The 26,089-nt window shown below is 68.3% G+C and carries 23 protein-coding genes; 8 read left to right on the top strand and 15 right to left on the bottom strand.

Translation table 11 applies throughout. From position 1 onward, the window contains the following. Nucleotides 1-75 precede the first annotated feature (75 nt). The gene (locus C9412_RS09305; RefSeq protein ID WP_107231361.1) at nucleotides 76-1,521 is read left to right on the top strand and encodes an FAD-dependent oxidoreductase; all 1,446 of its coding nucleotides are present in this window, start codon (nucleotides 76-78) and stop codon (nucleotides 1,519-1,521) included. On the opposite strand, the gene C9412_RS09300 is transcribed toward C9412_RS09305, so the two are convergent. Next, on the bottom strand, nucleotides 1,507-3,879 hold the full coding sequence (locus tag C9412_RS09300; RefSeq protein WP_107231360.1) for an ATP-binding protein: 2,373 nt from the start codon (nucleotides 3,877-3,879) through the stop codon (nucleotides 1,507-1,509). The two genes, C9412_RS09305 and C9412_RS09300, sit on opposite strands and share 15 nt — an antisense overlap. A 209-nt stretch (nucleotides 3,880-4,088) precedes the next feature. Here C9412_RS09300 and C9412_RS09295 point away from each other — a divergent pair, with 209 nt between their 5' ends. Beyond that, nucleotides 4,089-4,958, top strand: a complete 870-nt coding sequence (locus tag C9412_RS09295; protein ID WP_107231359.1) for a methylglyoxal synthase — start codon at nucleotides 4,089-4,091, stop codon at nucleotides 4,956-4,958. 34 nt (nucleotides 4,959-4,992) lie between these two features. Here the strand turns inward: C9412_RS09295 and C9412_RS09290 are convergent, their stop codons facing one another. Genes C9412_RS09290 through ttcA form a run of 3 tightly spaced genes read right to left on the bottom strand, consistent with a single transcriptional unit; the run spans nucleotide 4,993 to nucleotide 7,706 of the window. Further along, nucleotides 4,993-5,772: a SprT family zinc-dependent metalloprotease gene (locus tag C9412_RS09290; protein ID WP_107231358.1), complete on the bottom strand. Its 780-nt coding sequence runs from the start codon at nucleotides 5,770-5,772 to the stop codon at nucleotides 4,993-4,995. A gap of 59 nt (nucleotides 5,773-5,831) precedes the next feature. Beyond that, nucleotides 5,832-6,737, bottom strand: coding sequence for a recombination-associated protein RdgC (locus tag C9412_RS09285; protein WP_004153441.1), 906 nt, complete (start codon nucleotides 6,735-6,737; stop codon nucleotides 5,832-5,834). A gap of 36 nt (nucleotides 6,738-6,773) precedes the next feature. Continuing rightward, nucleotides 6,774-7,706 (bottom strand): tRNA 2-thiocytidine(32) synthetase TtcA, encoded by a 933-nt coding sequence (gene ttcA, locus C9412_RS09280; RefSeq protein WP_181358738.1) that lies wholly within the window; start codon nucleotides 7,704-7,706, stop codon nucleotides 6,774-6,776. Nucleotides 7,707-7,797: 91 nt separating this feature from the next. Between ttcA and C9412_RS09275 the strand changes: the two genes are divergently transcribed. Further along, entirely contained in the window at nucleotides 7,798-8,001 is a 204-nt protein-coding gene (locus tag C9412_RS09275) for a DUF465 domain-containing protein (protein ID WP_107231356.1), read from the top strand. Nucleotides 8,002-8,097: 96 nt separating this feature from the next. Here C9412_RS09275 and plsB read toward each other — a convergent pair whose 3' ends face one another. From plsB to C9412_RS09250, 5 genes are all read right to left on the bottom strand, one after another. After that, nucleotides 8,098-10,734, bottom strand: a complete 2,637-nt coding sequence (gene plsB, locus C9412_RS09270) for a glycerol-3-phosphate 1-O-acyltransferase PlsB (protein ID WP_107231355.1) — start codon at nucleotides 10,732-10,734, stop codon at nucleotides 8,098-8,100. Continuing rightward, on the bottom strand, nucleotides 10,734-11,687 hold the full coding sequence (locus tag C9412_RS09265) for a hypothetical protein (RefSeq protein WP_107231354.1): 954 nt from the start codon (nucleotides 11,685-11,687) through the stop codon (nucleotides 10,734-10,736). The genes plsB and C9412_RS09265 overlap by 1 nt, the downstream gene beginning before the upstream one ends. A gap of 305 nt (nucleotides 11,688-11,992) precedes the next feature. Continuing rightward, complete coding sequence (locus C9412_RS09260; RefSeq protein ID WP_258190122.1) at nucleotides 11,993-12,976, bottom strand: serine protease; 984 nt, start codon at nucleotides 12,974-12,976, stop codon at nucleotides 11,993-11,995. A gap of 57 nt (nucleotides 12,977-13,033) precedes the next feature. Further along, nucleotides 13,034-13,759 carry an orotidine-5'-phosphate decarboxylase gene (gene pyrF, locus C9412_RS09255; protein WP_107231352.1) on the bottom strand — a complete coding sequence of 242 codons (726 nt, stop codon included), beginning with the start codon at nucleotides 13,757-13,759 and terminating at the stop codon, nucleotides 13,034-13,036. Then, on the bottom strand, nucleotides 13,756-14,679 hold the full coding sequence (locus C9412_RS09250; protein ID WP_107231351.1) for a 5'-nucleotidase, lipoprotein e(P4) family: 924 nt from the start codon (nucleotides 14,677-14,679) through the stop codon (nucleotides 13,756-13,758). The genes pyrF and C9412_RS09250 overlap by 4 nt, the downstream gene beginning before the upstream one ends. 101 nt (nucleotides 14,680-14,780) lie before the next feature. On the opposite strand from C9412_RS09250, the gene C9412_RS09245 reads away from it, so the two are divergent. After that, a complete protein-coding gene (locus C9412_RS09245; RefSeq protein WP_107231350.1) occupies nucleotides 14,781-15,431 on the top strand; it encodes a YceH family protein in 651 nt (216 codons plus the stop codon). 79 nt (nucleotides 15,432-15,510) lie between these two features. Here C9412_RS09245 and C9412_RS09240 read toward each other — a convergent pair whose 3' ends face one another. Together C9412_RS09240 and C9412_RS09235 are read right to left on the bottom strand one after the other, a co-directional pair. After that, complete coding sequence (locus C9412_RS09240) at nucleotides 15,511-16,035, bottom strand: GNAT family N-acetyltransferase (RefSeq protein WP_107231349.1); 525 nt, start codon at nucleotides 16,033-16,035, stop codon at nucleotides 15,511-15,513. Between the two features lie 106 nt (nucleotides 16,036-16,141). After that, entirely contained in the window at nucleotides 16,142-18,118 is a 1,977-nt protein-coding gene (locus C9412_RS09235; RefSeq protein WP_107231348.1) for a UvrD-helicase domain-containing protein, read from the bottom strand. Nucleotides 18,119-18,217: 99 nt separating this feature from the next. Here C9412_RS09235 and C9412_RS09230 point away from each other — a divergent pair, with 99 nt between their 5' ends. Genes C9412_RS09230 through C9412_RS09220 form a run of 3 tightly spaced genes read left to right on the top strand, consistent with a single transcriptional unit; the run spans nucleotide 18,218 to nucleotide 20,352 of the window. Further along, nucleotides 18,218-18,955 carry a hypothetical protein gene (locus C9412_RS09230; RefSeq protein WP_107231347.1) on the top strand — a complete coding sequence of 246 codons (738 nt, stop codon included), beginning with the start codon at nucleotides 18,218-18,220 and terminating at the stop codon, nucleotides 18,953-18,955. Between the two features lie 38 nt (nucleotides 18,956-18,993). Beyond that, entirely contained in the window at nucleotides 18,994-19,722 is a 729-nt protein-coding gene (locus C9412_RS09225) for a sel1 repeat family protein (protein ID WP_258190121.1), read from the top strand. Between the two features lie 9 nt (nucleotides 19,723-19,731). Next, nucleotides 19,732-20,352 carry a thymidine kinase gene (locus C9412_RS09220; protein ID WP_057498056.1) on the top strand — a complete coding sequence of 207 codons (621 nt, stop codon included), beginning with the start codon at nucleotides 19,732-19,734 and terminating at the stop codon, nucleotides 20,350-20,352. 528 nt (nucleotides 20,353-20,880) lie between these two features. Here the strand turns inward: C9412_RS09220 and C9412_RS09215 are convergent. From C9412_RS09215 to C9412_RS09200, 4 genes are all read right to left on the bottom strand, one after another. Further along, nucleotides 20,881-22,485, bottom strand: coding sequence for a glucan biosynthesis protein D (locus tag C9412_RS09215; RefSeq protein WP_107231346.1), 1,605 nt, complete (start codon nucleotides 22,483-22,485; stop codon nucleotides 20,881-20,883). A 105-nt stretch (nucleotides 22,486-22,590) separates the two neighbouring features. Then, the gene (gene mutM / locus C9412_RS09210; protein WP_107231345.1) at nucleotides 22,591-23,403 is read right to left on the bottom strand and encodes a bifunctional DNA-formamidopyrimidine glycosylase/DNA-(apurinic or apyrimidinic site) lyase; all 813 of its coding nucleotides are present in this window, start codon (nucleotides 23,401-23,403) and stop codon (nucleotides 22,591-22,593) included. 42 nt (nucleotides 23,404-23,445) lie between these two features. Next, nucleotides 23,446-23,778: a hypothetical protein gene (locus C9412_RS09205; protein ID WP_107231344.1), complete on the bottom strand. Its 333-nt coding sequence runs from the start codon at nucleotides 23,776-23,778 to the stop codon at nucleotides 23,446-23,448. After that, nucleotides 23,775-24,977, bottom strand: a complete 1,203-nt coding sequence (locus tag C9412_RS09200; protein WP_107231343.1) for a fatty acid desaturase — start codon at nucleotides 24,975-24,977, stop codon at nucleotides 23,775-23,777. Before C9412_RS09200 ends, C9412_RS09205 begins: the two co-directional genes overlap by 4 nt. A 151-nt stretch (nucleotides 24,978-25,128) precedes the next feature. On the opposite strand from C9412_RS09200, the gene C9412_RS09195 reads away from it, so the two are divergent. After that, entirely contained in the window at nucleotides 25,129-25,950 is an 822-nt protein-coding gene (locus C9412_RS09195; protein ID WP_107231342.1) for an ATP-binding cassette domain-containing protein, read from the top strand. Nucleotides 25,951-26,089: the final 139 nt, after the last annotated feature.

Here is a 26,089-nt window from a genome sequence, read left to right as displayed (position 1 = left end):
CCGGCGCCCTGGCCTCCCCACCGCTGTAGTGCCGGCCGCTGGCCGGCATCCGGAAAAAACACCACAGAGCCCGCCATGAGCCGCAAGCACGCCTTCCAGTTCCTCGACCTGCCCCGCACCATGCCGCAGCGCATTCCGGTGGAACTGCGCACCTCCGGCGACTGGGGTGAGCTGTACGGAAAGTTCGGCAAGGAAGACGCGCAGTACCAGGCTGGCCGCTGCCTGGACTGCGGCAATCCCTACTGCAGCTGGAAGTGCCCGGTGCACAACGCCATTCCACAGTGGCTGCAGCTGGTGCAGGAAAACCGCATCCACGAGGCGGCCACGCTGTGCCACAGCACCAACCCGTTGCCGGAGGTGTGTGGCCGCGTGTGCCCGCAGGACCGCTTGTGCGAAGGCAGCTGCACGCTGGAGGAATTCGGTGCGGTCACCATCGGCGCGGTGGAGAAGTACATCGTCGATACCGCGCTGGCCACCGGCTGGCGCCCCGATCTGCAGGCGGTGCAGCCAACCGGCCACCGCGTGGCGGTGATCGGCGCCGGCCCGGCCGGGCTGGCCTGCGCCGACCGCCTGGCGCGTGCCGGCATTGCCGCCGTGGTCTATGACCGCTACGAGCAGATCGGCGGTCTGCTGCAGTTCGGCATTCCCAGCTTCAAGCTGGACAAGGACGTGATCCACCGCCGCCGCGAGGTGCTCGAAGGGATGGGCGTGCAGTTCCGCCTCGGCGTGGAAATCGGTCGCGACATCAGCATGCAACAGCTGCTGGATACCCATGATGCGGTGTTCGTCGGCACCGGTGCGTACCGCTACACCGACGGCGGCCTGGATGGGCAGGACCTGAAGGGCGTGCTGCCGGCGCTGCCGTTCCTGGTGCAGAACAGCCGCATTGTCAGCGGCGATGATCCCAAGGGCCGGCCGATTGCCGGCTGGGAAGACACCATCGCCCTGCCCGATCTGAACGGCAAGCGCGTGGTGGTGCTGGGCGGCGGCGACACCGGCATGGACTGCGTGCGCAGTGCGGTGCGGCTGGGCGCGGCCAAGGTGACCTGCGCCTACCGCCGCGACGAGGCCAACATGCCGGGCAGCGCGCGCGAGGTGGCCAATGCGCGCGAAGAAGGCGTGCGCTTCCTGTTCAACCGTCAGCCGCTGTCGATCGAGGCCGGCGCCGATGACGAAGTGATCGGCGTGACCGTGGTCGAAACGCGCCTGGACGAACCCGATGCCAACGGCCGCCAGAACGCGGTGCCTATCGACGGCAGCGAATCGCTGCTGGAAGCGGACGTGGTGATCATCGCCTTCGGCTTCTCGCCCACCCTGCCGTCGTGGCTGGCCGAATACGGCGTGGAAAGCCAGGGCAATGGCCGCATCGTGGCCGGCGGCAAGGACCGGCTGCCGTTCCAGACCGCCCATCCGCGCCTGTTCGCCGGCGGTGACGCCGTGCGCGGCGCCGATCTGGTAGTGACGGCGGTCGCCGAAGGCCGCGATGCCGCCGCCAGCATCGTGCGGCTACTGGCGCACTGAGGCCGGCTGCAGCAGCGCGGCCAGCAGCGCGTGCAGCTCCCGGGTTTCGGCCGGCTTGGCCAGGAAGTGATCAATGCCGGCGACACGGCAGGCTTCGCGCGTGCTCTCCAGCACGCTGGCGGTCAGCGCGATGATCGGTACACATGCGCCATTGCCGCCGGTATCTGCACGGATGGCGCGTGCCAGCGCGAAGCCATCCATGCCCGGCATGTGGCAATCGGTGATCACCAGATCGAACGGCTGCGCCTGCCAGGCCGCCCAGGCCTGGTGTCCGTCGGCGCAGGCCTGCACCTGCAGGCCCAGCGCACGTAGCCGCTGGGTCAGCAGCCCCAGGTTGGTGGGATGATCCTCGGCGGCCAGCACCCGTGCCGCCGGAAGTGCGGGGGCCGCCACGGGCGGCGCCGCCACCGTCTGCTGCGGTGCCGTACTGGCCGCCAGGTCCAGATCCAGCCAGACGGTGGTGCCTTCACCCGGCACACTGCGCAGCTGCAGCTGCCCCCCCATCGATGTGGCCAGTTCGCGGCAGATCGACAAGCCCAGGCCGCTGCCGCCAAAGCGGCGGTTGGTCGAGGTCTCGGCCTGTTCGAAGGCAGCGAAGACGGCGTGCTGGCGTTCCGCGCTGATGCCCACGCCACTGTCCACCACCTGCAGGCGCAGCCGCTGGCCACCGTCGCGCGGCGCGACCACCTCGATCCGCAACGTCACACCGCCGTGCAGGGTGAACTTGAGCGCGTTGCCGGCCAGGTTGAACAGGATCTGCCGCAGCCGCAGGCCGTCGGCCAGTGACCAGGCCTGCAACGCCGGGTCCAGCTGGGTGCGCAGGTGCAGGCCACGACTGGCGGCGACGGGCATCAGCAGCTGCTGCACGCCCTGCACCAGCGCGGCCAGGTGGGTGGGACGCAGTTGCAGCGGCGCGGCCTGCAAGCGCTGGCCATGCAGCACATCGTCGAGGATCTGGCGCAGCATCTGCGCCGCATCGCCCACGGTGGCCAGGGCCTGCCGCTGGCCTGCGTCCAGCCGGCTGTCGGCCAGGCGTTCGAGCATGCCCAGCAGCGTACTCATCGGCGTGCGGATCTGGTGGCTCATGGTCGCCAGGAAATGACTCTTGGCCAGGGCCGCCTGCTCGGCGGCACGACGCGCTTCGGCCAGTGCCACGGCACGCGACTGCGCCTCGCTGACGTCCATCCAGTAGCCGCTCCATTCCACGCTGGCGTCGTCACAGCGCAGCGGCCGTCCCTGCGAGCGTACCCAACGCCAGTCCTGCGCGACGCGGGTGCGGAACGTCACATCGATCGGGCCGCGCATCAGCGCCGCGTTCTCGATGCAATCCATCACCCGGCTGCGATCGTCGGCATGGATGGCGGCAAGCAGCTGCCTGTGGTCGATCCGCGCAGCCTCGCCGCTGACCCCGAACAGGGCCTGCACGTCGCCTGCGATCTGCGTAACGCTGTAGTGGCCGCAGGCCGTGCGGCGCGCCTGGTAGACCACTGCGGGCAGATTCGCGGTGACCTCCCGCAGCCGCTGCTCCATTGCGCGGCGGCGGGTGCTTTCACGGTGCACGCGCCAGTAGCCGAAGGCGTGCAGCAGTATCAGCGCAAGCAGCACCAGCGCGGTCGGCACCAGCCAGCGCAGCGTCGAGGTGGTGCCGCGCGCGCGCGGTGGGTGCGGCAACCATGCCTGGCCGATGACTGCGCGCTGGGCGTTGCCCCGCTGTTCCAGCTGCTGGTCGAACGCGGCCACAACCCCGGCGCAGGCCGGCACCGCTGCCAGCACCAGCGCGTCATCGAAACCTGCCGGTGCCGCAATCACCAGCGGATCGCCCGGCATCGCCCGCAACGCGGCTTCGACTTCACCCAGATTGGCGATGACCGCATCGATCAATCCAGTGCGCAGCAGGGACAGGGCGTCGCCCAGCGGCGCCGGCGCCAGCAGCTGCGCGCCGGGGGCCTGTTCGGTCAGCCGTGCTGCCAGCGGCACCCGGTCCGGGCTGGCCACAGTGCGGTCGCGCAGGTCTTCCAGGCCCAGCACCACCGGCGCGCCCTGGCGGCGCACGATCACCTGTGGCACCTGCAGGTAGGCCTGGCTGGCCACCCAGCCGGGCGGCAGCTGCGCGCGCGGCCAGCCCAGCACCGCCTGCACCCCTGCCGGCAGCTGCCGGTCGGCCAGCGCCGCCGCCGGCAAGGGCACCGAACGCAGCGCGACCTGCGTACCCAGCGCCTGCAGCTGATGCGCAAGCAGCCCCACCGGCTGCCCCTGCTCGCGCGAGGACAGCGGGGCCCGATCCGACGGCCAGGCCACCTGCAGGGGATGCTCACAGCTGGACGCCCGCGCCGGGCCCGGCAGCATCAGCAATGCCATGACGGCAGCGACAGCGGCGGCGCGGGAGCCGACGGCATTCACGGTAGATGACCTCGTTTCGCGGGCAGGAACCACGGCCGCGCAGCGCTACCGCTGTCCTTCACGCTAGCGAGGTGACGTCCAACCGCAATGGGAAACGTTGCAAATGCATCCGCATCGGCGGATAGCGACATAAACTGCCGCTTCTACCCGTATCTGCGGAGCATTCGATGCGCATCGGCCTGGCCGCCAACCGTCTCCATCACCACGATGCGCGCGCGGCGTTGTTCCGCTGGCTGCACGCCAGCGAAGCCGGCCTGCGCGAACTGGGGGTCTGCCTGCATGCGGTCGGGCGAACCCATGACGCGATCCAACGGCAGGGTTTCCTGGACGGCTACGCCGGTCTGAGGCGCTATCCCTACGGTCGCGACGGCGGCCTGATGAAGCTGGTGGCCGAAGTGGTGGGCATGGGCCCGGAACGCACCCTGGATGGCGCGATCTACCTGATCGACCCGGTCGATCCCTCGTCGGTGTTCCCGGAAGCGACCGCCCTCAAGCGGCAGTGCGTGATCCACGGCAAGCCGTTCATTTCGACCGTGGCCACCGCGCGCGACTGGGTGGAGGTGGAACGCATCCATGCCGGTCTGCCGGCCGATGCCGGCGCCGACGACCTGCATGCGTTCCAGACACAGACGCTGGCGCTGATCGCCCATGATGCGATGAAGCCGGCGATGCTGGCCTTCGCCGACGAACACTTCGATGTGCTGGCGCGGTTCGCCGAGCGCGTGGCCACCGGCACCACCGGCCAGCGCTTGAACGAGCTGGCCTGGAGCCGCGGCTGGCCCCGCGATACGCCCTGGGTGACGCGCTACCAGAGTGGCCCGATGGGTGGCGATGCGCAGATCGCCGACCGCGTGCTGGAAGGGCGCTGCCAGCGCGCGATCTTCTTCGAGGATCCGCATGTGGCGCGCCAGCACGAAGCGGATATCCAGCTGCTGGAGCGCGCGGTGACCACGGTGACCGACCAGGCGGTATGCATCACCGCACCCCAGGTGGCCGCCCGATGGGCGACCGCAGCCGCGAAGCGCACGAACTCGTAATGCCGGAACCAACAGCCGTCGAGCAAGCTCGACGCTACAGCAGCTGACGCAGCATGGCCTTGAGGCGCCGGCCTTCGCGTTGGAAGTAGTCGCGCTGTTCGCGCCAAGCGGGGAAGCGCTGTTCCACTTCGTGCCAGAACGCGGGCGAGTGATTGGGCTGGATCAGGTGGCAGAGTTCATGCACCAGCACGTACTCGAAGGCCTGCGGGCTGCCCAGCACCAGGGCCAGATCCAGCGCCATGCTGCCATCGGGCGCCAGCGACCCCCATTGCGAAGACATCACCTTCAGCCGCAGCCGGCTGGGCGCGCGCGGCAGGCCCGGCAGGTACTTCGGCAACCAGCGGCCGACATCGGCGCGGGTCTGTGCTTCGTAGAACTCGCGCAGCAGGCGGCGCAGGGTGGCATCGCCGCCACGCGTCGGCCATTGCACGCAGCCGCCGTGTTCGTCGATCTCCAGCCGCGCGAAGCGGCCTTCCTGCCAGCGCAGCGGCAGCAGCTCGCCGCGCAGGGGCAGCACACCCTCCACGCCCGGCTGCAGCGCCGCAGGCAGGTCCTGGCCCTGGTACTGGCGCAGTTGCACGGCCAGCCAGTCGCGGTGCTGTTCCAGGAAGCGTTCGCCCATCACCAGGCTGGCACGCGGCGGCAGGGTCAACCGCGCGCCACGCTCGTCCACGCTCAGCTTGATCCGCCGAGCACGCGGGTCACGCACGCGCAGCACCTCGATCTCTGCATCCTCCAGCCGCAGGCGGACGGTGTCGCGCTGCACGGTGGCGGGCGGGGTCGGGCTGATCAGGCGGCGCAGCAGACGGCTCATGCGCCCAGCATAGCGCCGCTTCGGGCCGCCGGATGACCGGCGGCCGGCGGGCTGCCTGTTCAGTCAGCCTTGCTGAGCTTGAAGGCCTCTTCCAGCAACAGGAACAGGCGGCGGATCTCGGCGCTCTGCAGGGCGAAGCGGGCGTCGAACTCGGCGCGGCGGCCATCTTCGTCGGCGTGCTCCAGCTGGTCCAGGGCGCCGTCGAGGAACTTCAGCTTGCGCACGATCAGGTCGTCGCCGATCACGAACGACAGGTTGTCCTCGAAGATCAGCGCCAGCTTGGTCACCTGCTTGCCGGCGTCCAGGTGCTTGTCGATCTCGTCGCAGCGCAGCTCCTGGTGCTGGCACTTGACCACCGCGCCGCCTTCCACCGGGTCCTTCATCTCGCACTCTTCGCCCAGGCTCAGCCCGGTCGGCAGCGGCTCGCCGGCGATCCAGCCGGTCAGGATCGAGCGCGGCGCGACTTCGGCATTCAGCGGCATGGCCGGGAAGCTGCCGAGCAGGCCGCGGATGTCGGACATGAAGTACTCACCGGTCTTGCGACTGGAGGTATCCACCGCCACGTAGCCGTGCTGCAGGTCGATGAAGGCGTCGTTGCGCGAGGACTTCACGAAGGCACGCGGCAGCAGTTCATGCAGCAGGTCGTCCTTCATGCGCTTGCGTTCGCGGCCACCGGGACGGCGGCCTTCCTTCTCCTCGATCTCCTCCAGCTTGCGCTCGAGCAGATCGTTGACCACCGCCGCCGGCAGGATCTTGTCCTCGCCGCCCACGGTCAGCCACAGGTGCTCGGCAATGCGATGGGACAGCAGTTCCTTCTCCTCGCGGCCGAACGGCGAGATGAAGCCGCGCGAGTTCATTTCCAGCGCGCCGACCGGCTTGAGCAGGGCGTGCGGCAGCAGGGTGTCCACTTCGGAAAAATCAGTGGCGGTCGGGAAACGGAAGAACGTCAGGTTGCGAAAGAACATGGAATTCCGGATGGCAAAGAGGAAGGGCGACCGACCTTAAACGGTGGGCGTCTCGGGATCTGCGTCGGCATCGGCCGGAGTACCGGCCAGCCAGGCATGGGCATCGGGCAGCGGCGCGTCGTCGCGACGGCCCAGCGCCATGAAATCGAACAGGGTGGTATCGGCCAGCTGCGAGGGGCGGACCTCGCCCATGGCGCGTGCGATCTGCTCGATGCGGCCGGGGTGGTCCTTTTCCCACTGCTTGAGCATCAGGCCGACCTGGCGGCGCTGCAGGTTCTCCTGGCTGCCGCACAGGTTGCAGGGAATGATCGGGAACTGGCGTGCCTGCGCGTACTCGACGATGTCGCTCTCGCGCACGTAGGCCAGCGGTCGGATCACCACGTGCTTGCCGTCATCGCTGCGCAGCTTCGGCGGCATGCCCGACAGCTTGGCGTGGTGGAACAGGTTCATGAAGAACGTGGCCACCATGTCGTCGCGATGATGGCCCAGCGCGATCTTGGTGAAGCCATGGGTTTCGGCGTAGTTGTACAGCGCGCCGCGACGCAGGCGCGAGCACAGCGAACACATCGTCTTGCCCTCCGGGATGACCCGGCTGACCACCGAATAGGTGTCCTGCTCGATGATGTGGTACGGCACGCCCAGACCGGCCAGGTACTGCGGCAGCACCTGCTCGGGGAAGTCCGGCTGCTTCTGGTCCAGGTTCACCGCCACCAGCTCGAACGGCACCGGCGCCTTCTTCTGCAGCTGCAGCAGCACGTCCAGCAGGGTGTAGCTGTCCTTGCCGCCGGACAGGCAGACCATCACCTTGTCGCCGGCCTCGATCATGCCGAAATCGGCAATCGCCTCGCCGACCTGGCGGCGCAGACGCTTGGCCAGCTTGTGCTGCTCGCGCTCGGCCAGCCGCGGATCGCGGGCGGCGCGCGGCAGGGAACGCGGCAGGGGATCGGGAAGGGAAATCACGGCACTCATGGGTTCCATTCTAACGGCTCGGAGCCGCCCCGGCCGGGGGTCGGGATTCCCCTCTCCCGGCAGTCATCATCGCTGTGTATGCTCGGAGGCTGTGGATACCTACAGCCCCGCCGAGATCGTCCAACGCCTCGCCGCCCTGCGCGCCGAGCATCGCCTGCTGGATGAGCAGATCACCGGCATGGCGGCCAACGGCGAGGACGAACTGGAGTCCAAGCGCCTGAAGCGGCGCAAGCTGCAGTTGAAGGACTGCATCGCCAAGCTGGAAAGCCTGCAGATTCCCGACGAACCGGCCTGACGCCGGGTTCGGGGGGCCAACCTTGGTTGGCCTCTGCTCTGGTGGGTGCCAACCTTGGTTGGCATGCCGTTCGCCGGGCATGGCCCGGCGCTACCTTCAATCCTGCGGCGCAGCCTCGTCCGGGCGGGCCGCTTCCGGGCTGACCCGTTCGATGGTGTGGCGCAGCTCGCGGCCAAGGATGAACTTGGCGTCCTTGGCCCAGGCATCCAGCCGCTCGTCGAACAGCAGCTTGCTGTTCTCGTCCGGCCAGACCAGGCGCAGCTCGCGCAGCTTCTGGATGAAGCCGCGGAACAGGGTGCGGTCGAAGAACTCCGGCGCAGCCGGCGCATAGAGCAGGCTCAGGCGCTGCGCCGCCTGCTGGCACAGGCTTTCCAGCTCGGCCGCGCCGAGCACGCCCGGGCCGTTCTTAACCAGCACCGAGATCGCGATGTAGTAGCGCTCGAACGCCTGCTGCAGCGAATGGCCGATCGCACGCAGGCGGAACACCTCGTCGGTCTGGCCGGTGTTGCGCGCCAGGATGCCGCCGTCGTCATCGTTGACGTTCTGCAGCAGGCCCTCGCGCACGAACACGTTGATGGTCTGGTCGATGCGCTGGGCGAACTCGTCCTCGCTCCACGGCAGGAACAGCTCGGCCTGCAGGAACGGGTAGACCGTGCGGCCCAGCTGGACCAGGCCGGTGCGGCTCATGCGGCGGTTGTTCTGGAAGCAGCAGGCCACCCACGACGAGGCGGTGAACAGGTGGATGACGTTGTTGCGGAAGTAGCTCAGCAGCACCGCGGTATCGCCGCTCACACTCAGCACGTCGCCCAGCGGGTGCTTGATGCGGGTGAGGACGTTGATCTCCTCGGCGTGGGCGATGATCCGCTCCGGCGAGTGCGGGGTGACCGTCACCCGGTCCGAATACGGCATCTCGACCAGCAGCGTCTTGCACAGCTCGATCTGCGCGATCAGGTCGGCTTCGCCCATCGCATGCTTCGGCGTGGACAGCAGCGCCAGCGCCAGCAGGTTGATCGGGTTGACGTCGGCGGCCGCGTTGACGCGCACCTGGATGCGTTCGGCCAGCGTATCGACGGTGGTCGACAGCCAGGCCGGCTTCTCGTCTTCCGATACCGCCTCGCCCTTCCACTCCGGCGCCTTTTCGGCCAGTACGTCGTTCAGCGCGATCGGCTCGCCGAAGTTCACCACCACCTGGCCATAGTTCTGCTTGAGCACCTTGGGGATGCCCCACAGCAGCGACCAGATCGATTCCTTTTCCTTCGGCCGGCCGGACAGTTCGTCCAGGTAGCTGCCGCCCTCCATCAGCTTCTCGTAGCCGATGTAGATGGGCTGGAACAGCACCGGCTTGCGCGGCTGGCGCAGGAACGCGCGCAGCGTCATCGAGATCATGCCGCCCTTGGGCTGCAGCAGTCGGCCGGTACGCGAGCGGCCGCCTTCGACGAAATACTCCAGCGAGTAGCCACCGGCCACCAGCTGCGCGACGTATTCGCTGAGCACGGCCGAGTACAGCGCGTTGCCGCGGATCGAGCGGCGGATGAAGAACGCACCGCCCTTGCGCAGCAGGGTGCCGACCACCGGCAGGTTCAGGTTGATGCCGGCCACGATGTGCGGCGGCACGATGCCACGGTCGTACAGCAGGTAGGACAGCAGCAGGTAGTCCATGTGGCTGCGGTGGCTGGGCACGTAGACCACTTCATGGCCCGGCGCGGCGGCCTTGAACTTGTCCAGGTGGTGCACCAGCACGCCGGCGTAGATGCGGTTCCACACATGGCTGAGCATGAAGCTGGCCGAACGCACCACCGGACTGGAATAGTCCGCGGCGATTTCCCAGGCGTAGGCGTGCGCCTTCTTCCAGGCATCGGCCGGCTTGGAGTTGTCACGCTTGGCCTGTGCGGCGATCGCCTCGCGCACCGGCTCGGCGGCCAGCACCTGGTCCACCAGCAGGCGCCGGGTCGACAGATCCGGGCCGATCACCGATTCACGGATGCGGCGGAAGTGGGTGCGCAGCACACGCTGCAGCTTGCGCACCGTACGCTCCGGCTCCAGGCCTTCGTCCACGGTGCTGCGCAGCGAGATCGGCGGAGCGAAACGGACGATGGTGCTGCGCCCGTTCAGCAGCAGCCCCAGCAGACGGCGGAAGCGGCCCACCAGTGCCCAGTTTTCCGAGAACAGCACCGCGAACCAGCCGCTCTGCTTGTCCGGCGCGCGGCCGACGAAGATCGACACCGGCACCAGATGCACGTCCAGGTCATCGCGCACGCGGTGCGCCTGCAGGACCTTGGCCAGCGAATCGGAGTGGGTCTTGGCACCGCGCTGCTCGGGAATCAGCGAGTTGCTGGAGCTGCGCCGCGACAGCGCCAGGTAGGCGCGCTTGCGGCCGGTGGGATCGCCGGCCAGCGGCACCAGCGGCGACGGCAGGCCGGCCTGGCGGCAGGCCTTGTCCAGGATCAGCGCGTTGGACAGGCCGTAGTCTTCCAGCACGTACATGACCGGGCGGCCATCGTTGTACTGGCCCGGGTCTTCCGGCTCGATCTTCAGCGACAGCCACGGTTCGACCAGGCGGCCAAGCAGCCTTGCCCACAGCGGGCGGCGCCCGGCCGACCGCGCGTGCACCGGCGGCGGTACCGGGTTGGGGCCGGTACCGGTCGAGGGGGACGCCGGCACCGTATCGGCGGGCGTCGTCTGGGATTCTTCGCCGGGGAACGGCAGCGGGTTCTGTTTCGACATCGGCGCCATTATGGCTTAGGCGGTGGCGTTGCCGCTTCCCCACCCTCGGCGGGGGCTTCGGCCGGCGCGGGCGCCGCTGCGGCACGGGCTGCATCGGCCTTGCGCAGCAAGGCATCGGTGTCGGCCAGGGTGCGGGTCAGGTACCAATGGCCTTCGCGTCGGCTCAGTGGCAGCTGCAGGGTCATCTCGCGCCCGGCCAGGTCGTAGCGCAGGCGCACCAGCGCGTTGTCGCCCTCCACCGACAGCAGTTCGCCGCGTACGCTGCGCAGCGCATCGTCCACGCCCAGCCCGTAGCTGCCCAGTACCGCCTTGAGGGTGTGGATGAACGGTGCCAGCTGCTGCAGGCTGCCTTCCATGCCGGCCGCCTGCAGGCCGGCCTCATCATCGAAACCGACCTTGCCGGCGGCGCCGACCAGTGCAGCGATGGTGCTGCGCGCGCGGGCACGGTCGCTGATCGGTGCGCCCTGCGCCCAGACCGCCAGGGTCTCCACCAGTGCGATGTAGTGGGCCTGTTGACCAGGCGTGTAGCCCTTCTGGTGACGCAGGTACTGCACACCGAAGTTGCCCATCGACTGCGCGGCCTGGCGCACCGCGCTGGCCTGGCCGGCCAGCTGGCGGTCGAAGCTGCGCTGCAGTTCGGCGCTGGCGTCGGGCTTGCGCAGCGCGGCCAGCATCGGCAGCAGCTGGTCGCCCAGCGGCAGCTCGGTCAGCGGCCACTGGCTGTGGCCGTCGGCCCAGGCCTGCTGCAGGCGCTGGTACTGGCCCGGCGGTACCGACAGCTTCGCGTAGCCGACCAGATCGTCTTCGGCCAGGCGCAGGGCCATGGCCTGCACCGCCGCCACCGGCTCGGCCGCCGGCTGGGCCGGATCGGTGCCCGGTTCGCGGCACGCCACCACGGCCAGCAGCAACAGGGCTGCCAGCCCCCATCCACGCGCAGACCTTCCTCGCACCGCCACGCTCATGCACTCGGACTCCCCGGACCGGTCCGCATCTTGCGGCCTGCGACGTGACAGCGGCAAGCCGGGTGGGCAACCCGGGGTCAGATTCCTTCTGCCACGGGCAGAAGGAATCTGACCCCGGACCGGACCCGTGCGCAAAAAAAGAGCCCGGATCACGGGGATCGCAGGCTCTTCAAGCCGGCACGAGGCCGGAGGACAGTGTTGTGGCACATGTCCGGTCCGAGGACCGGATGGCGGCGATCCTACGCTGCCCTTCAAGTTAAGGCAACACTTCATCTAGCACCATGTATCTTGTTGATTTTATTGAATCAATCACGTTGCCAGACCGCCTCGATGAAATCTACGGCATGTTTTTCGGCGATTCGGGCATAAACGCCGGGATAGCCGGCCAGCGCACACCCCTCCCCCCAACTGACGATCCCGAACTGGGTCCAGCCATCGCGCAGGCGCAGCAGCAGGGGGCCACCCGAGTCGCCCTGGCAGCTGTCCATACCCTCACGCCCGGCACAGATCACCTTGCCGCGCGCCAGATCGCCGGCATAGGCCTGCTGGCATTCGGTAAAGGGCACAAACGGCACCTGCACCGTCTGCAGCTGGGTGGGGTAGTCGTCGGTCCCGCTTTCCGTCGTCCCCCAGCCGATTACCGTGAACGCGCGCCCCGGCTTGAGGTAGCTGGCATCCGGACGCAGCCGCAGTGCCACCGGCTGGGCGTCGGCAAGCGGTGCGCTGAGCTGGATCAGCGCCACGTCATGCGCCAGCGAATTGCCGCTGTTGAACGCCGGGTGCACGTGGATCGCCTTGACGTTGGAGGGGCGGCGCGCCGCATCCGTCGACAGTCCGGTGGCGCCACCCAGCACTGCCAGTGAGATCGGCTGCGCGGACTGTACGCAATGGGCCGCGGTGAGTACCCACGAAGGTGAGATCAGCGTGCCGCCGCAGAAATGGCGGTCATGGTCGGTCTCGCCGTAGAACAGCCCCTGCAGGCTGACCATGAACGGGTACTGGCCGGCTTCGGCGGCGGCACCGCCGATGATGCGCGGGGCCTGGCGCGGCGGTGGTGCGGCCGTGGCCGGCGATGCGAGGGCGATGGCCAGAACACTGCCGAACAACAAAGAGGTGATGCGATACATGTCCCTGTACTCCTCTGTCGATGGTTGGAACCGGCACGGCCGCGGCCCGCGCCGGTGCATCGATTGAGGAGGAAGGAAGACGCCCGCCAGCGCGAACGCGCGCACAGTTTCCACGCCTGGTGTCGCTTGCGTCAGCGCTGGCAACACATATGCGAACGCCATCCCACCTGAGGTGGGATGGCGTGCTGGATCAGCCTGTGCGCGACGTCGCTGGCAGGATCAGCGCGTGGCCAGAGCCGTCGCGATTTCCTGCTGGATCGCCCGTGCGGCGGCCTGCGGATCGGCGGCCAGGCGGATCGGCCGACCGACCACGATGGCGTCCGCGCCATCGGCGAAGGCCTGGGCCACGCCAACGGTACGCTTCTGGTCATCGCCGACCGGACCACCCGGGCGGATGCCCGGGCAGACGATCGAGAAGCCGGCACCGGTGGCAGCGCGGATCGGCGCGGCTTCCTGGCCCGAGGCGATCACCCCGTCGATGCCGGCGGCCTTGGCCGCCAGCGCGCGCTCGACCACCACGTCCACCGGCTCGCGGTCGATGCCCATCTGCGCCAGGTCCGGGCGACCCATCGAGGTCAGCACGGTCACCGCCAGCAGGCGCATGTCGCTGCCGTTGGCGGCCGCGCAGGCTTCCATCATCGCCGGGTGCCAGCCATGGATGGTGGCGTAGCTGACCGGCCACTGCGACAGGCGCTTGATCACCGCTGCAGCGGTGGCCGGGATGTCGAAGAACTTCAGGTCGACGAACACGCGCTTGTCGCGGCGGGCCAGCTCGTCCAGCACCTGGAAGTACTCGCCGGAGGCCAGCAGTTCCATGCCGATCTTGTAGAACGCCACGCTGTCGCCCAGACGGTCCACCCACTCCAGCGCCTGCACACGGTCGGGCACGTCCAGCGCGAAGATCAGGCGCTCGTCATCGCGCAGCGGCAGCGGTGCGCGGCTCACGGTGCGTAGTCCAGCGCGGCGCGCTTGGCTTCGTGACGGGCCTGGCGCGACTGGCTGTAGTCGTTGTTGAACTGGGCCGGCTCGAAGCCGCCGTAGGTCGGGTTCGGCAGCATCCACCAGCGTTCGCCGAACCAGTCGTGGTACTGCTGCAGCAGCGCGTCGCGGCCTTCGTTGGTGTTGGCGGTCACTTCGACGAAATCGCCCAGCTGGTCGCCGAACTGCATCAGCACGCGGTACTTCTGCCCGGCCAGGCGGCGGCGGCAGTTCTTCTCGCTGCCGGCCTGCTCGCAGCCTTCAACGACGGTGCCCAGGCCCAGGAACACGCTGTCATCGGCCACCGGCAGGCCCTGCTCGCGCAGGTTGGCCAGGGTGGCATCCTTCAGGTGCACGGCGCGGTTGGAGATGTACAGCAGGGTCACGCCCTTGGCATTGGCGGCCTTGGCGAAATCGACCACGCCGGGAATGGCCTTGGCCTTCTTCTCGGCCACCCACTGGTCCCAGCTCAGCTCGTCATATTCCTTGCCATCGCGCACCAGGCGCGCCTGGTAGGGCGAGTTGTCCAGCACGGTCTCGTCCACGTCCAGCACCACCGCCGGCTTCAGGCCCTTGGCCTCGTTGCCGCGCTCTTCCGGTACCAGCGCGTCCCAGTGGGCTTCCTTCAGCGCCACATCGAGGTGGTCGGCGGCGGCGCGGTAGGTCTGTTCGGTGATCGCCTTGTATTCCTGCGCGCGCTGCATCCACAGCACCGCGTTGAGGTTGTCGTTGGCGCTCGCATCGGGTGCACCATCGGCCTTGGCGGCAGCGGCCGGAGCCTCCGGGGCCGCGGCTTCAGCGGCAGGCGCCTCCACGCGCTTGCAGGCGGACAGGCCCAGCACCGCAGTGGCGAGCAGGGTCACAGACAGGGAAACAGGACGACGCATGGATTCACCGGCAATCAGATATACCGGCGCATTTTACCGGCAAAGGCGGCCCTGGGACGGCTATGCTTGGTGGTTGACCCGTTACCCCTCCGGAGGCCGCCATGACCGATTCCGTCCAGACCCCCGACGTCCCCCTGCTCGATGCCGTGCAGGCCCGCCTGCTGGGCTGCCTGGTGGAAAAGGAGGCGACCACCCCGGACACCTACCCGCTGACGGTCAACGCCGCCCAGTCGGCGGCCAACCAGAAGACCGCCCGCGAGCCGGTGATGAACGTCGATGCCGGCAGCGTGCAGCACGCCCTGCGCCAGCTGGAGACGCTGGGGCTGGCCCGCCAGCACTTCTCCTCGCGTGCCGACCGCTACGAACACCGGCTGCAGGCCGCGCTGGACCTGACCCGGCAGCAGACCGTGCTGCTGGCGATGCTGCTGCTGCGCGGGCCGCAGACGTTGGGCGAACTGATCTCGCGCAGCGAGCGCCTGCACCGTTTCGCCGATACCGACGAGGCCCGGCACGCCATCGAGCGCCTGCAGCAGCGCGCGCTGCTGATGGTGCTGCCGCGTGCCAGCGGCCAGCGTGAAGACCGCTACATGCACCTGCTGTGCGGTGAAGTGGATGGTGCGGCGCTGGCGGCGAAGTACGCCAGCGCTGGCGGCGGCAGTGACGCGGCCGATGCGGGCCTGGCCGAGCGCGTGGCCCAGCTGGAAGCGGCGGTGGCCGAGCTGCAGGCACAGCTGGCCGATCTGCGCGGCTGAAGGGGCTGCAGGGTGGGTGCCGACCGTTGGTCGGCACTGCATCGGAATCGTGCCGACCAACGGTCGGCACCCACCACAATCAAACCTCGGCCGCACCCGGCGTCGCATACAGGCGGCTGGCGCTCTCGATGCCCGGCAACTGGATCACCCCGCGCTCGTGCATGCCCAGGCCCAGCAGGATTTTCCCGGACGCCACGTTGCCCAGGTCGGTGATGCCGTACAGATGCTCGATGCCCAGCTCCGCCCGCGCATGCGCCAACACCGCCTGCGCCGCTTCTCCGGCATAGCCCTGCCCTGCGAATTCCGACAGCACTGCATAGCCGATATCCGGCCCCGGCAGCCCATCACGCCGCACCAGCCCGGCATTGCCCAGCCAGGCGCCATCGGCCCTGCGCTCGATGGCATACATGCCGAACCCGTTCAGCGCATAGCTGTGCAGCACACGCAGCGCGATGTACTCACGCGCCTGCTCCTCGCTGCGCACGTTGCGGTCGCCGATGAAGCGCAGGAAGCCGGGATCGTTGAGCAGGGCCAGCATCGGCGCCGCGTCGCGGTCGGGCTCGATGCGGCGCAGTCGCAGGCGTTCGCTTTCGATGGGATGCATGCACGGACCTCTGCTGGGATATGCCGATTGTAGAGCCGAGCCCATGCTCGGCTGATCCGTCAATACGCAAGCCGAGCACAGGCTCGGCTCTACAGCTTCGCCCCGATCAATCGAACAGCGCTTCGATCGCGGCCAGCCCCGCGCTGGCACGCTCCTTCTTGCGCGCCGCGTCGGCCACCGGGTCGGCGCCATCGCGCTGGATTTCCTCGGCCGGAATCTCCTCGAAGAACCGGCTCGGCTTCAACCGCACGTGCTCGCCAAACTTGCGGGTCAACTTGCTGTAACTCATCCAAAGCTGGATCTTGGCGCGGGTGATGCCCACATACAGCAGGCGCCGTTCCTCCTGCAGGTTGCCCTCATCCAGGCTGACCTGGTGCGGCAGCACGCCGTCCTCGCAGCCGACGATGAACACGTACGGGAATTCCAGGCCCTTGGAGGCGTGCATGGTCATCATGCGCACCTGGTTGCCACCTTCGTCCTTGTCGCTGCGCGACAGCAGCGCCAGCTGGCCGGCCAGGTCGGCGGCAGTGGCACCGCGCGGGCCGCCCTCGAACCACTGCGCCAGTTCCTCGATGTTGTTGGCACGGCGCTGGTAGCTGGCTTCTTCCTTGGCCTGCTGGCGCAGTTCGCTGAGCAGGCCCGATTCCTTGGCGACCTTGCGGATCATGTCGCCGGAACTGATCTGCCGCGTCTGCGCGCGCAGGTCGCGCAGGATGTCGGTGAAGCGCGCCAGGCTGTTGGCCGCGCGCGGTGGCAGCTGCTGCAGGGCGCCGATCGCTTCGGCGGCCTGCGCCATCGGCATGTCCTTTTCCTGCGCCAGCTCGGCCAGCTTGGCCAGCGTGCCTGCGCCGACGTCGCGCTTGGGCGATTGCACCGCGCGCATGAACGCAGTGTCGTCGTCAGGATTCACCAGCAGCCGCAGCCAGGCCAGGGTGTCCTTCACTTCCTGGCGTTCCAGGAACATGGTGCCGCCGGTCAGGTGGTAGGGAATGCGCAGCAGCTGCATGGCCTTTTCCAGCGGGCGCGACTGGAAGTTGCCGCGGAACAGGATGCAGAAATCGCTCCACGGCACGTTGCGCGACTGCGCCACGAAGGCGATCTCGGCGGCGACTTTTTCTGCTTCGTGTTCGCTGTTGCGGCATTCCCACACACGGATGCGCTCGCCGTCGGCCTGGTCGCTCCACAGCTTCTTCAGGTGCTCGTGCGGGTTGTTGGCGATCAGCGCATTGGCCGCGCGCAGCACGCGGTTGGAACAGCGGTAGTTCTGCTCCAGCTTGATGATTTCCAGTGCCGGGTAGTCGCGCCCCATCTGCTGCAGGTTTTCCGGGTTGGCGCCACGCCAGGCGTAGATCGACTGGTCATCGTCACCCACGCAGGTGAAGTTGCCCTTTTCGCCAGCCAGCTGCTTGAGCAGCCGATACTGCGCATCGTTGGTGTCCTGGCATTCGTCCACCAGCAGGTAGCCGATGCGTTCGCGCCAGGCCACGGCGATCTCCGGGTTTTCTTCCAGCACCTGCACCGGCAGGCGGATCAGGTCGTCGAAATCCACCGCGTTGAAGGCGGTCAGGCGCAGCTGGTAGCGCTCGTAGACGCTGGCCGCTTCCTTCTCGCGGTTGCTGCGTGCGGCGGCCATCGCCTGTTCGGGCGACAGGCCGGCATTCTTCGCACGCGAGACCAGGTTCTTCATGTCCTCGATGTCATCGGGCTTGGCGCCGTACATCAGGTCCTTGATCTGCGCGGCGGCATCGTCGGCGTCGAAGATCGAGAAGCCCCGCTTCAGGCCCACCGCGGCGTGCTCGATCTGCAGGAACTTCAGGCCCAGCGCGTGGAAGGTGCAGATCGTCACCTCGTCGGCATCCTGCTCGCGCAGGCGCTTGGCCACGCGCTCGCGCATTTCCTTGGCCGACTTGTTGGTGAAGGTGATCGCTGCGATGCGCCGCGCCGGATAGCGGCCACTGCCGATCAGGTGGGCGATCTTTTCCACGATCACGCGCGTCTTGCCGCTGCCGGCGCCGGCGAGCACCAGCAGCGGTCCTTCGATGTGCAGGACAGCGGCAGCTTGGGGAGGATTCAGACCGTGCATGGGGACAGGATTGTAGCGGGGTGCTGGTGGCACCACCTGACTTGCGTGCTTGGGGAACGTAAGGTATTGAATCGGCACCGGAACACAGGAGCGTGGTCCATGTCACCGATCCTCTTCGCACGGCCAAGGCGGCCCATCGTCTGGGTCGTGCTGTTGCTGGCGGCGGTCGCGGCCCCCGGCCAGGCCTGCCAGACCCAGCCGGTCGCGTCGATCCCGCCGGCGCTGCTGACCGAAGGCTTCCTGCAGGCCCACCCCGATCTGTACTGGCGCGACCTGGGCCAGACCGCCTGGCGGCGCGGCAGGCCGGCACAGGCACTGGCCCGCTTCCAGCGCGCCAGCCTGTACGCCGACAAGCCCTCGCAGGCGCTGGTGGCACGGATGTACCAGGAGGGGACCGGCACGGCGGCCGACCCGGTACTGGCCTACATCTGGATGGACCTGGCGGCCGAACGTGGCTACCGCGACCTGCTGGTCGAGCGCGAGCGCTATTGGCAGCGCCTGGACGCCGCACAACAGCAGCGCGTATTGGCCGAAGGCCCGGCGCTGTACGCACGCTACGGCGATGCGGTGGCCAAGCCGCGCATGGAAACCGTGCTGCGCACGGCGCGCAACAGCATGACCGGCAGCCGCACCGGCTTCGTCAATCCGGGGCTGCGGCTGGCCCTTGGCGAAGGGCCGGAGGCCGATCGCCCGGTCAGCGGCGACGACTATTACCGCGATGCGTATTGGGATCCGGTCGCGTACTGGTGCCTGCAGGACCAGATCTGGCAGCACGGCAGCCGCAGCCAGAGCGTCGAGGTCGGCCCGTTGCACACCGTCGAAGATCCGGCGCGCTGACATGCGTTTGCGGGCCATGGCCCGCAGGGAGGGAATCCATGAAGGGATTTCGCATTGCATCGGTCCTGCTGCTGATCGTGTCGATCACCACCACCGCCGGCGCGTCCGATTGCCCGCTGGAGGAACCGCGCCCGATCCCGGACACGGTACTCACCGGCGGCTTCTTCGACGCCCACCCGGATCTGTACTGGCGCAGCCTGGCACAGCGCGCCGAGCGCGACCGGCAGCCGGCCAGGGCACTGGAGTACTACCGGCGTTCGGCGCGCTATGCCGACAAGTTCTCGCAGGCGATGGTGGCGCACATATACCAGCAGGGCAGCGGCACCGCCGCCGACCCGGTGATGGCCTACGTGTGGATGGACCTGGCCGCCGAGCGCATGTACCACGACTTCCTGGCACTGCGTGAACACTACTGGGCGCGGCTGGACCCGTCGCAGCAGGCGCAGGCGATCGCGCGCGGGCAGCAGGTGTATGCCGACTACGGCGACCGCGTGGCCAAGCCGCGCATGGAACGGGCGCTGCGCGACGGGCGCCGGCAGATCACCGGCAGCCGTGTCGGCCATGTGAGTACGGGCCTGGTCGTCATTCAGCGCCGGGGCAGCGAGGCGGGCATCCGTACACCGGGAAGCATCGTCTACGACGACCGCTACTGGCGCGCCGCCGACTACTGGTGCCTGCAGGACAACTACTGGCGGCCGGCACGGACGCCCCAGGTCGACGTCGGGGTGCCGGCCGTGATCCGCGACGGCGAGCCGGGGGGCGACTAGAATTGGCCGATGGCCAAGCTCTATTTCTACTATTCGGCGATGAACGCCGGCAAGACCACCACGCTGCTGCAGAGCGCGCACAACTACCGCGAGCGCGGCATGCGGGTGGCGATCCTGACCCCGCGCCTGGATGATCGCGCCGGGGCCGGCGTGGTCGCCTCGCGCATCGGGCTGCGCGCCGACGGCATGGCCTTCGACCGCGACACCGACCTGCAGCACTGGGTGGAACAGGACCTGGCCGCGAACGGGCCGATGGGCTGCGTGCTGGTGGACGAGGCGCAGTTCCTGACCCGTGCCCAGGTCTGGCAGCTCAGCGAGGTGGTCGACCAGCTGCGCATTCCGGTGTTGTGCTACGGGCTGCGCACCGACTTCCGCGGCGAACTGTTCGAAGGCAGCCAGTACCTGCTGGCCTGGGCCGACGAGATGCAGGAGATCAAGACGATCTGCCACAGCGGCAAGAAGGCGACGATGACCGTGCGCGTGGACGAGCATGGCCACGCGGTGCAGGACGGCCCGCAGGTGGAAATCGGTGGCAACGACCGCTACGTATCGGTCAGCCGTGCCGAGTTCAAGAAGATCACCCGTGGCGAAGGGCGGATCGAGCCGATGCAGGCGCCCCTGCCGCTGTAAGGGGTGTTCGGCAGGGCTGCGCCCTGCACCTGCAGAGGCAACGGCAACGGCAACAGCAACAGCGAAAGCTGGCATTCCGTGGGATGGCGGGGCACTGTGGGTGTGCGGGGACGGCGCAAGTACGTCCATGTAGCCTTGGTCGCCGCATCCATGCGGCTCACACCCCGCAAACCCACAGTGCCCCGCCTTCGACAATTGGCCGGCGGCCAGTAGATCCACGCCATGCGTGGATGAAATCTGTCAGATATCGAATGAAATTCCGGGGTCAGATCCGTTTTCCTTCGGAAAACGGATCTGACCCCATGAGCAGTTCCAACAGATCGCGGCAATCTGTCGAAGGCGGGGTGGGTCCGGTGGCGGGAGTGTCCGCGGCATGGATGCCGCGGCCAAGCCCCCATGGATGGGTTTACGGCGTCTCCCGCCACCGGACCCACCCCACCTACCCACAGAAAACCAGCTTCTGCTTCGGCTGTTGCCGTTGCTTGGAGCCTCTGCGGGTGCAGGGCGCAGCCCTGCCGATAAACCTGCTTAGTACAACGTGCGCTCCGGCGCGCCCGCCGGTGGCGGCGTGTACTGGTACAGCCAGGTCTCGGTGAGGGTCTTGCCGCCGCTGCGCAGGAACAGTCGGATATCGATCTGCTCGGTGCTGCCTTCCGGTGGCACCAGGTCGAACATCGCACGATAGCCATTGATCTCGCGCAGCGGACGCGCCGACACGATCTCGACCCGGCCACGGCTGGTTTCCACCACCGCCTCCACCTCGGCCTTGTCGATCAGCGCGGCCAGTTCGCCGCCTTCGAAATCGACCGCGAAGCGCCAGCTGAAGTACTCGCGCTTCTTGCCGATGATGCCACCCAGCCCGGTGCGGCTGGCCACGCAGTGCGCCAGCGGCGGGCGTGCCGGCGGTTCGGCGCCCCAGTACAGGCGATAGCCGACCAGCAGCTCCTGGCCCGGCTGCGGTTTTTCCTTGGGGTTCCAGAAGGCGACGATGTTGTCGAAGGTCTCGTCCACGGTGGGAATCTCCACCAGCTGCACCGAGCCCTCGCCCCACTCGCCCTTCGGTTCCACCCACAGGCACGGACGCTTCTCGTAGAACACGCCGTCGTCCTGGTAATGATCGAAGTTGCGGTCACGCTGCAGCAGGCCGAAGCCGCGAGGGTTGCGATCCACGAACATGTTGAAGCGCAGATTGCGCGGGTTCAGCAGCGGCCGCCAGATCCACTCGCCGGCACCGGTCCACAGCGACAGGCCATCGGTATCGTGGATCTCCGGGCGCCAGTCCCAGCCCATGCGGCGGTCGTTCTCGCCCACCTGGTACATGCTGGTGCACGGTGCGATGCCGAGGCGCTCGATCGCCTTGCGCGGGTACAGCGCGCTGTCGATATCCATCAGCAGCACATCGCCGTTGGTGATCGCAAAGCGATAGGCGCCGGCCACGCTGGGCGAATCCAGCAGGCCATAGACCACGATCGTCTCCGAATCGGCCGACGGCTGCTCCAGGTAATAGGCGATGAAATCGGGGAATTCCTCTGGCTTGCCCATGCCGGTATCGATCGCCAGGCCGCGCGCCGACTGGCCGTACTGGCCTTCCTTGCCGACCGCACGGAAGTAGCTGGCGCCGAGGAAGGCAGCAAAATCGCGGTCGGTGTCCTTGCGGGTGTTCAGGCGGAAACCGGCGAAGCCCAGATCGGCCGGCAGCTCGCCATCCTTGATGCCGCTCTTGCCGTAGTTGAACGCCGCGCCGTCATAGGCCAGCTCCTGCGCCTTGCCGTCAACCACATCGAACATGCGCACCGGCGAATGGAAATACAGGCCCAGGTGGAAGAACTTGGCCTGGAACTTGCCTGGCTGGTCGGCCCACAGGGCGTGGTCCTGGCGGTAGCCGATCGACTGGTACTGGTCCCAGTCCAGCCCTTCCAGGCGGCCCGGCAGCACGCGCTTGTGGCTCTTGTAGGGCGCCTGCGCCAGCGCGCGCGCCTGGCCCTTCAGGGTGGCGAAGTCGAACGGCTGCGGCTGGCCGAGGCGGCGCAGGCCCATCTGGCCGCTCTTGCTGGCCGCGCATGCGGGCAGGGACGGCAGGCCGAATGCAGCCAGGGCGAGGGAGGCATTGCGGATGAAGTCGCGTCGTTGCATGCAGGCGCGTCAGGCACAGAAGGAAGGTCGGCCATGATAGGCAGACAAACGTTAACGGGCAGCGGAGACGCGCCTTGCCCGTTCAGCTGCCGCTGGCCGCCCGCCTCAACGCTGGCAGTGGCTGCACCAGACGCTGGCGCGCTGGCCGATGATGGCGTGCTTCAGCGCGCGCCCACAGTTCGGGCACGGCAGCCCGTCGCGGCCATAGACCAGCAGCTCCTGCTCGAAGTAGCCCGGTGCGCCATCGGGGCTGATGAAGTCGCGCAGGGTGGTGCCGCCGCGGGTGATGGCGTAGCCGAGGATCTCCTTCACTGCATCGGCCAAGCGCTGGTAGCGCTCGCGCGAGATCTTCCCGGCCTCGCGCAGCGGGCTGATGCCGGCCTTGAACAGGCTTTCGGCGGCGTAGATGTTGCCCACGCCCACCACCACTGCCTGGTCCATCAGGAAGGTCTTCACCGGCGCGCTGCGGCCACGGCTGCGGGCAAACAGGTAGTCGCCGTCGAAGGCCGCGTCGAGCGGCTCCGGGCCCAGCCCCTGCAGCAACGGGTGGATCTCGCCGACCGGCTGCCAGAGCAGGCTGCCGAAGCGGCGCGGATCGTTGAAGCGCAGCAGGCGACCGTTGTCCAGGCTGATATCCACATGGTCGTGGGCGCGCAGCGGGGTATCGCCGGGCAGCACGCGCAGGCTGCCGGACATGCCCAGGTGCAGCACCGCGCTGCCGATGGCGGTATCCAGCAGCAGATACTTGGCGCGGCGGCGGATGGTTTCGATGCGTTGCCCCGGCAACAGCTCGGCCACTTCCGGCGGAATCGGCCAGCGCAGATCGGCCCGGCGCAGGATCACCCCATGCACGCGGCGGCCCTGCAGGTGCGGCGCCAGGCCGCGACGGGTGGTTTCGACTTCGGGCAGTTCAGGCATGCGCCGATTCTACGCCGGGCATGGCCCGGCGACAGTGCAGCGTCAGCGCGGCGGCGCGGCCAGCTCGCGTGCATCCAGGAAGCCATCGCGGTTGGCATCCTGCTTGTGGAAGCGCTGCACGATCACCTGCCGCTGCTGTTCACGGCGGATCGCCCTGCCCTTGCCGCCAGGCAGCTCGTCGGCGTCCAGCACGCCATCGCCGTTGCGGTCCATGCGGTCGAAGGCATACAGCATCCACGGCACGTACTCGGCCTCGCTGACCTTGCCGTCGCCGTCGCTGTCCATCCGCTGCAGATAGCTGGCGGTGTCGGTAACCTGGGCCAGCGCCGCGCCCGGCAGCAGCGCCATCAGCAGCACGGCGTACCCTGCCCTCACGCGCCCACCAGGCGGTAGCCCTTCAAACGCGCCGCATAGGCCTGCAATGCCGCGATACCGCTTTCCTCGGCTTCATGGCACCAGGCCTGCAGCTGGCGCAGGCGCTCGGCCGCATCGTGGCCGCGCGCCTCCAGCAGCGTAGCCAGCCGCCCGCGGTATTCGACCAGGGTGCGGATGCGCGGGCGTTGCGCCACCCATTCGCTGAGCTGTGCGCGGCTGTCCGGTTTCAGCCAGCGGCCATCGTTGACCAGGCCACGGCGCAACCGGCGCGGCAGCAGGCGGCGCAGCTTGGCGCCGGCGTGGCTGGCTTCCTCGCGCAGCGCCGGCATGAACACGTTGCGCTGGTAGTCGTTCATCGCCTGGAAGCGATGCGACAGCAGCGCCTTCAGGGTTTCGGCGTCGGGCACGGCGATGTTCGGGCGCACGTCCATGGCCGGTGCCACGCGCAGCACCCTGGCCAGGCGCAGCGCCTGCAGCAGGCGGATCGCGCCCCAGCCGATGTCCAGCTCCCAGCGTCGCATCGCAAAGCGTGCCGAGCTGGGGAAGGCATGGTGGTTGTTGTGCAGCTCTTCGCCGCCGATCCAGACCCCCCACGGCGTGAGGTTGGTGGAGGTATCGGCCGATTCGTAGTTGCGGTAGCCCCACCAGTGGCCCAGGCCATTGACCACGCCGGCCGCCCAGAACGGGATCCACGCCATCTGGATCGCCCACAGGGCCACGCCGGGCAGGCCGAACAACACGCTGTTGATCGCCAGCAACAGTACCGGGCCGAGCGTGGCGTGCGGGGTATACAGGTGGCGTTCGATCGCATCGTCCGGGGTGCCGCGCCCGTACTGCTCGATGTCCGCGCGCATCCCACGCGCCTCGCGGTACAGCTCCACGCCGCGCCAGAACACGGTGCCGATGCCACGGGTGACCGGGCTGTGCGGGTCGTCCTCGGTCTCCACCTTGGCGTGGTGCTTGCGATGGATGGCCACCCACTCGCGGGTGATCATCGAGGTGGTCAGCCACAGCCAGCAGCGGAACACATGGGCCAGCGCCGGGTGGAAATCGACGCCGCGATGGGCCTGGCTGCGGTGCAGGTACAGGGTCACCGAGAAGATGGTGATCTGGGTGAACACCAGCAGCACCGCCAGCATGGCCCACCAGCCCAGGCCGAGCACACCACCGGTCAACAGGGACATCAGGGCATCAGGCATGGCGGCTCTCCGGATCGACGCGGCGATGGCAGACATGATGGGCGCTTGCGTTGCAAACTGCATCCCTGCGGCGGTGATTGCCACCGCCATCCGTGGCACCGTTCACAGTTGGGGACCTGAGTTGTCGAGCCTTGATCCACACGCCAGCGCCATGACCGCCGCTCCGCCCCTCGCCGGGCTGCCGCCCTTGATCGAACTGGACCGCGCCACCGTGGTGCGCGGCCAGGTGAAGGTGCTGCACGGGCTCAGCCTGCGCATCGCGCAGGGCCAGCACACCGCCCTGCTCGGCCCCAACGGCTGCGGCAAGTCGACCTTCATCAAGCTGATCACCCGCGAGCTGTATCCGCTGGCGCAGGGCGATGGCGCGGTGGCGGTGAAGGTGCTCGGCCAGAACCGCTGGCAGGTGGACCGGCTGCGCTCGCAGCTGGGTATCGTCACCGGTGATCTGAGCAGCAACCTGGCCGACATGCCGGGGCTGACCGTGGAACAGGCGGTGCTGTCCGGCTTCTTCGCCAGCTACGTGGTGCCGGCTTTCCGCGAGGTGACCACCGACATGCGCGCGCGCGCGGTCGAGACGCTGGCGATGACCGGTGCGCTGGCACTGCGCGAACGCGCCTACGCCGAGCTGTCGGCCGGCGAGACCCGCCGCGTGCTGATCGCGCGCGCGCTGGTCAACCGGCCACAGGCGCTGTTGCTGGACGAGCCCTCCACCGGCCTGGATCTGGTCGCCCGCGAGCAGCTGGTGGCGACCATGCGCGTGCTGGCCCAGCAGGGCATCACCCTGGTGCTGGTGACCCACCACATCGAAGAGATCATTCCCGAGATCGAGCGTGTGGTGCTGCTGCGCGATGGCCGCGTGCTGGCCGATGGCACCCGCGCCGAGCTGTTGCGCAGTGAACCGCTGTCGGCCGTGTTCGGCGGGGCCATCACCGTCTGCGAGCAGGAAGGCCGGCTGACCGCGTACGCGGGGTAAGGCGACGCCCTCGGGAAACTCCACGGTCTTGGGAAACCGATGGGCCGGGAAACCGGCGGCGGTAGAGTCGACTGTTAGTCGACTATCGCGCGCAACGCGGGATTTTTGCGACCTGGGCGAAAGGCAGTCGACTAACAGT

Source organism: Stenotrophomonas sp. Nf1, from assembly GCF_003028475.1.
Lineage (GTDB): Bacteria > Pseudomonadota > Gammaproteobacteria > Xanthomonadales > Xanthomonadaceae > Stenotrophomonas.
This window is presented reverse-complemented; position numbering and strand designations above follow the sequence as displayed.

What these genes read in the sequence shown, in the direction of transcription:
- C9412_RS09305 (WP_107231361.1), top strand. Translation starts at nt 76, where the DNA reads ATGAGCCGCAAGCACGCCTTCCAGTTCCTCGACCTGCCCCGCACCATG.
- C9412_RS09300 (WP_107231360.1), bottom strand. Translation starts at nt 3,879, where the DNA reads ATGGCATTGCTGATGCTGCCGGGCCCGGCGCGGGCGTCCAGCTGTGAG.
- C9412_RS09295 (WP_107231359.1), top strand. Translation starts at nt 4,089, where the DNA reads ATGCGCATCGGCCTGGCCGCCAACCGTCTCCATCACCACGATGCGCGC.
- C9412_RS09290 (WP_107231358.1), bottom strand. Translation starts at nt 5,772, where the DNA reads ATGAGCCGTCTGCTGCGCCGCCTGATCAGCCCGACCCCGCCCGCCACC.
- C9412_RS09285 (WP_004153441.1), bottom strand. Translation starts at nt 6,737, where the DNA reads ATGTTCTTTCGCAACCTGACGTTCTTCCGTTTCCCGACCGCCACTGAT.
- ttcA (WP_181358738.1), bottom strand. Translation starts at nt 7,706, where the DNA reads ATGAGTGCCGTGATTTCCCTTCCCGATCCCCTGCCGCGTTCCCTGCCG.
- plsB (WP_107231355.1), bottom strand. Translation starts at nt 10,734, where the DNA reads ATGGCGCCGATGTCGAAACAGAACCCGCTGCCGTTCCCCGGCGAAGAA.
- C9412_RS09265 (WP_107231354.1), bottom strand. Translation starts at nt 11,687, where the DNA reads ATGAGCGTGGCGGTGCGAGGAAGGTCTGCGCGTGGATGGGGGCTGGCA.
- C9412_RS09260 (WP_258190122.1), bottom strand. Translation starts at nt 12,976, where the DNA reads ATGGCGTTCGCATATGTGTTGCCAGCGCTGACGCAAGCGACACCAGGC.
- C9412_RS09250 (WP_107231351.1), bottom strand. Translation starts at nt 14,679, where the DNA reads ATGCGTCGTCCTGTTTCCCTGTCTGTGACCCTGCTCGCCACTGCGGTG.
- C9412_RS09245 (WP_107231350.1), top strand. Translation starts at nt 14,781, where the DNA reads ATGACCGATTCCGTCCAGACCCCCGACGTCCCCCTGCTCGATGCCGTG.
- C9412_RS09240 (WP_107231349.1), bottom strand. Translation starts at nt 16,035, where the DNA reads ATGCATCCCATCGAAAGCGAACGCCTGCGACTGCGCCGCATCGAGCCC.
- C9412_RS09235 (WP_107231348.1), bottom strand. Translation starts at nt 18,118, where the DNA reads ATGCACGGTCTGAATCCTCCCCAAGCTGCCGCTGTCCTGCACATCGAA.
- C9412_RS09230 (WP_107231347.1), top strand. Translation starts at nt 18,218, where the DNA reads ATGTCACCGATCCTCTTCGCACGGCCAAGGCGGCCCATCGTCTGGGTC.
- C9412_RS09225 (WP_258190121.1), top strand. Translation starts at nt 18,994, where the DNA reads ATGAAGGGATTTCGCATTGCATCGGTCCTGCTGCTGATCGTGTCGATC.
- C9412_RS09220 (WP_057498056.1), top strand. Translation starts at nt 19,732, where the DNA reads ATGGCCAAGCTCTATTTCTACTATTCGGCGATGAACGCCGGCAAGACC.
- C9412_RS09215 (WP_107231346.1), bottom strand. Translation starts at nt 22,485, where the DNA reads ATGCAACGACGCGACTTCATCCGCAATGCCTCCCTCGCCCTGGCTGCA.
- mutM (WP_107231345.1), bottom strand. Translation starts at nt 23,403, where the DNA reads ATGCCTGAACTGCCCGAAGTCGAAACCACCCGTCGCGGCCTGGCGCCG.
- C9412_RS09200 (WP_107231343.1), bottom strand. Translation starts at nt 24,977, where the DNA reads ATGCCTGATGCCCTGATGTCCCTGTTGACCGGTGGTGTGCTCGGCCTG.
- C9412_RS09195 (WP_107231342.1), top strand. Translation starts at nt 25,129, where the DNA reads ATGACCGCCGCTCCGCCCCTCGCCGGGCTGCCGCCCTTGATCGAACTG.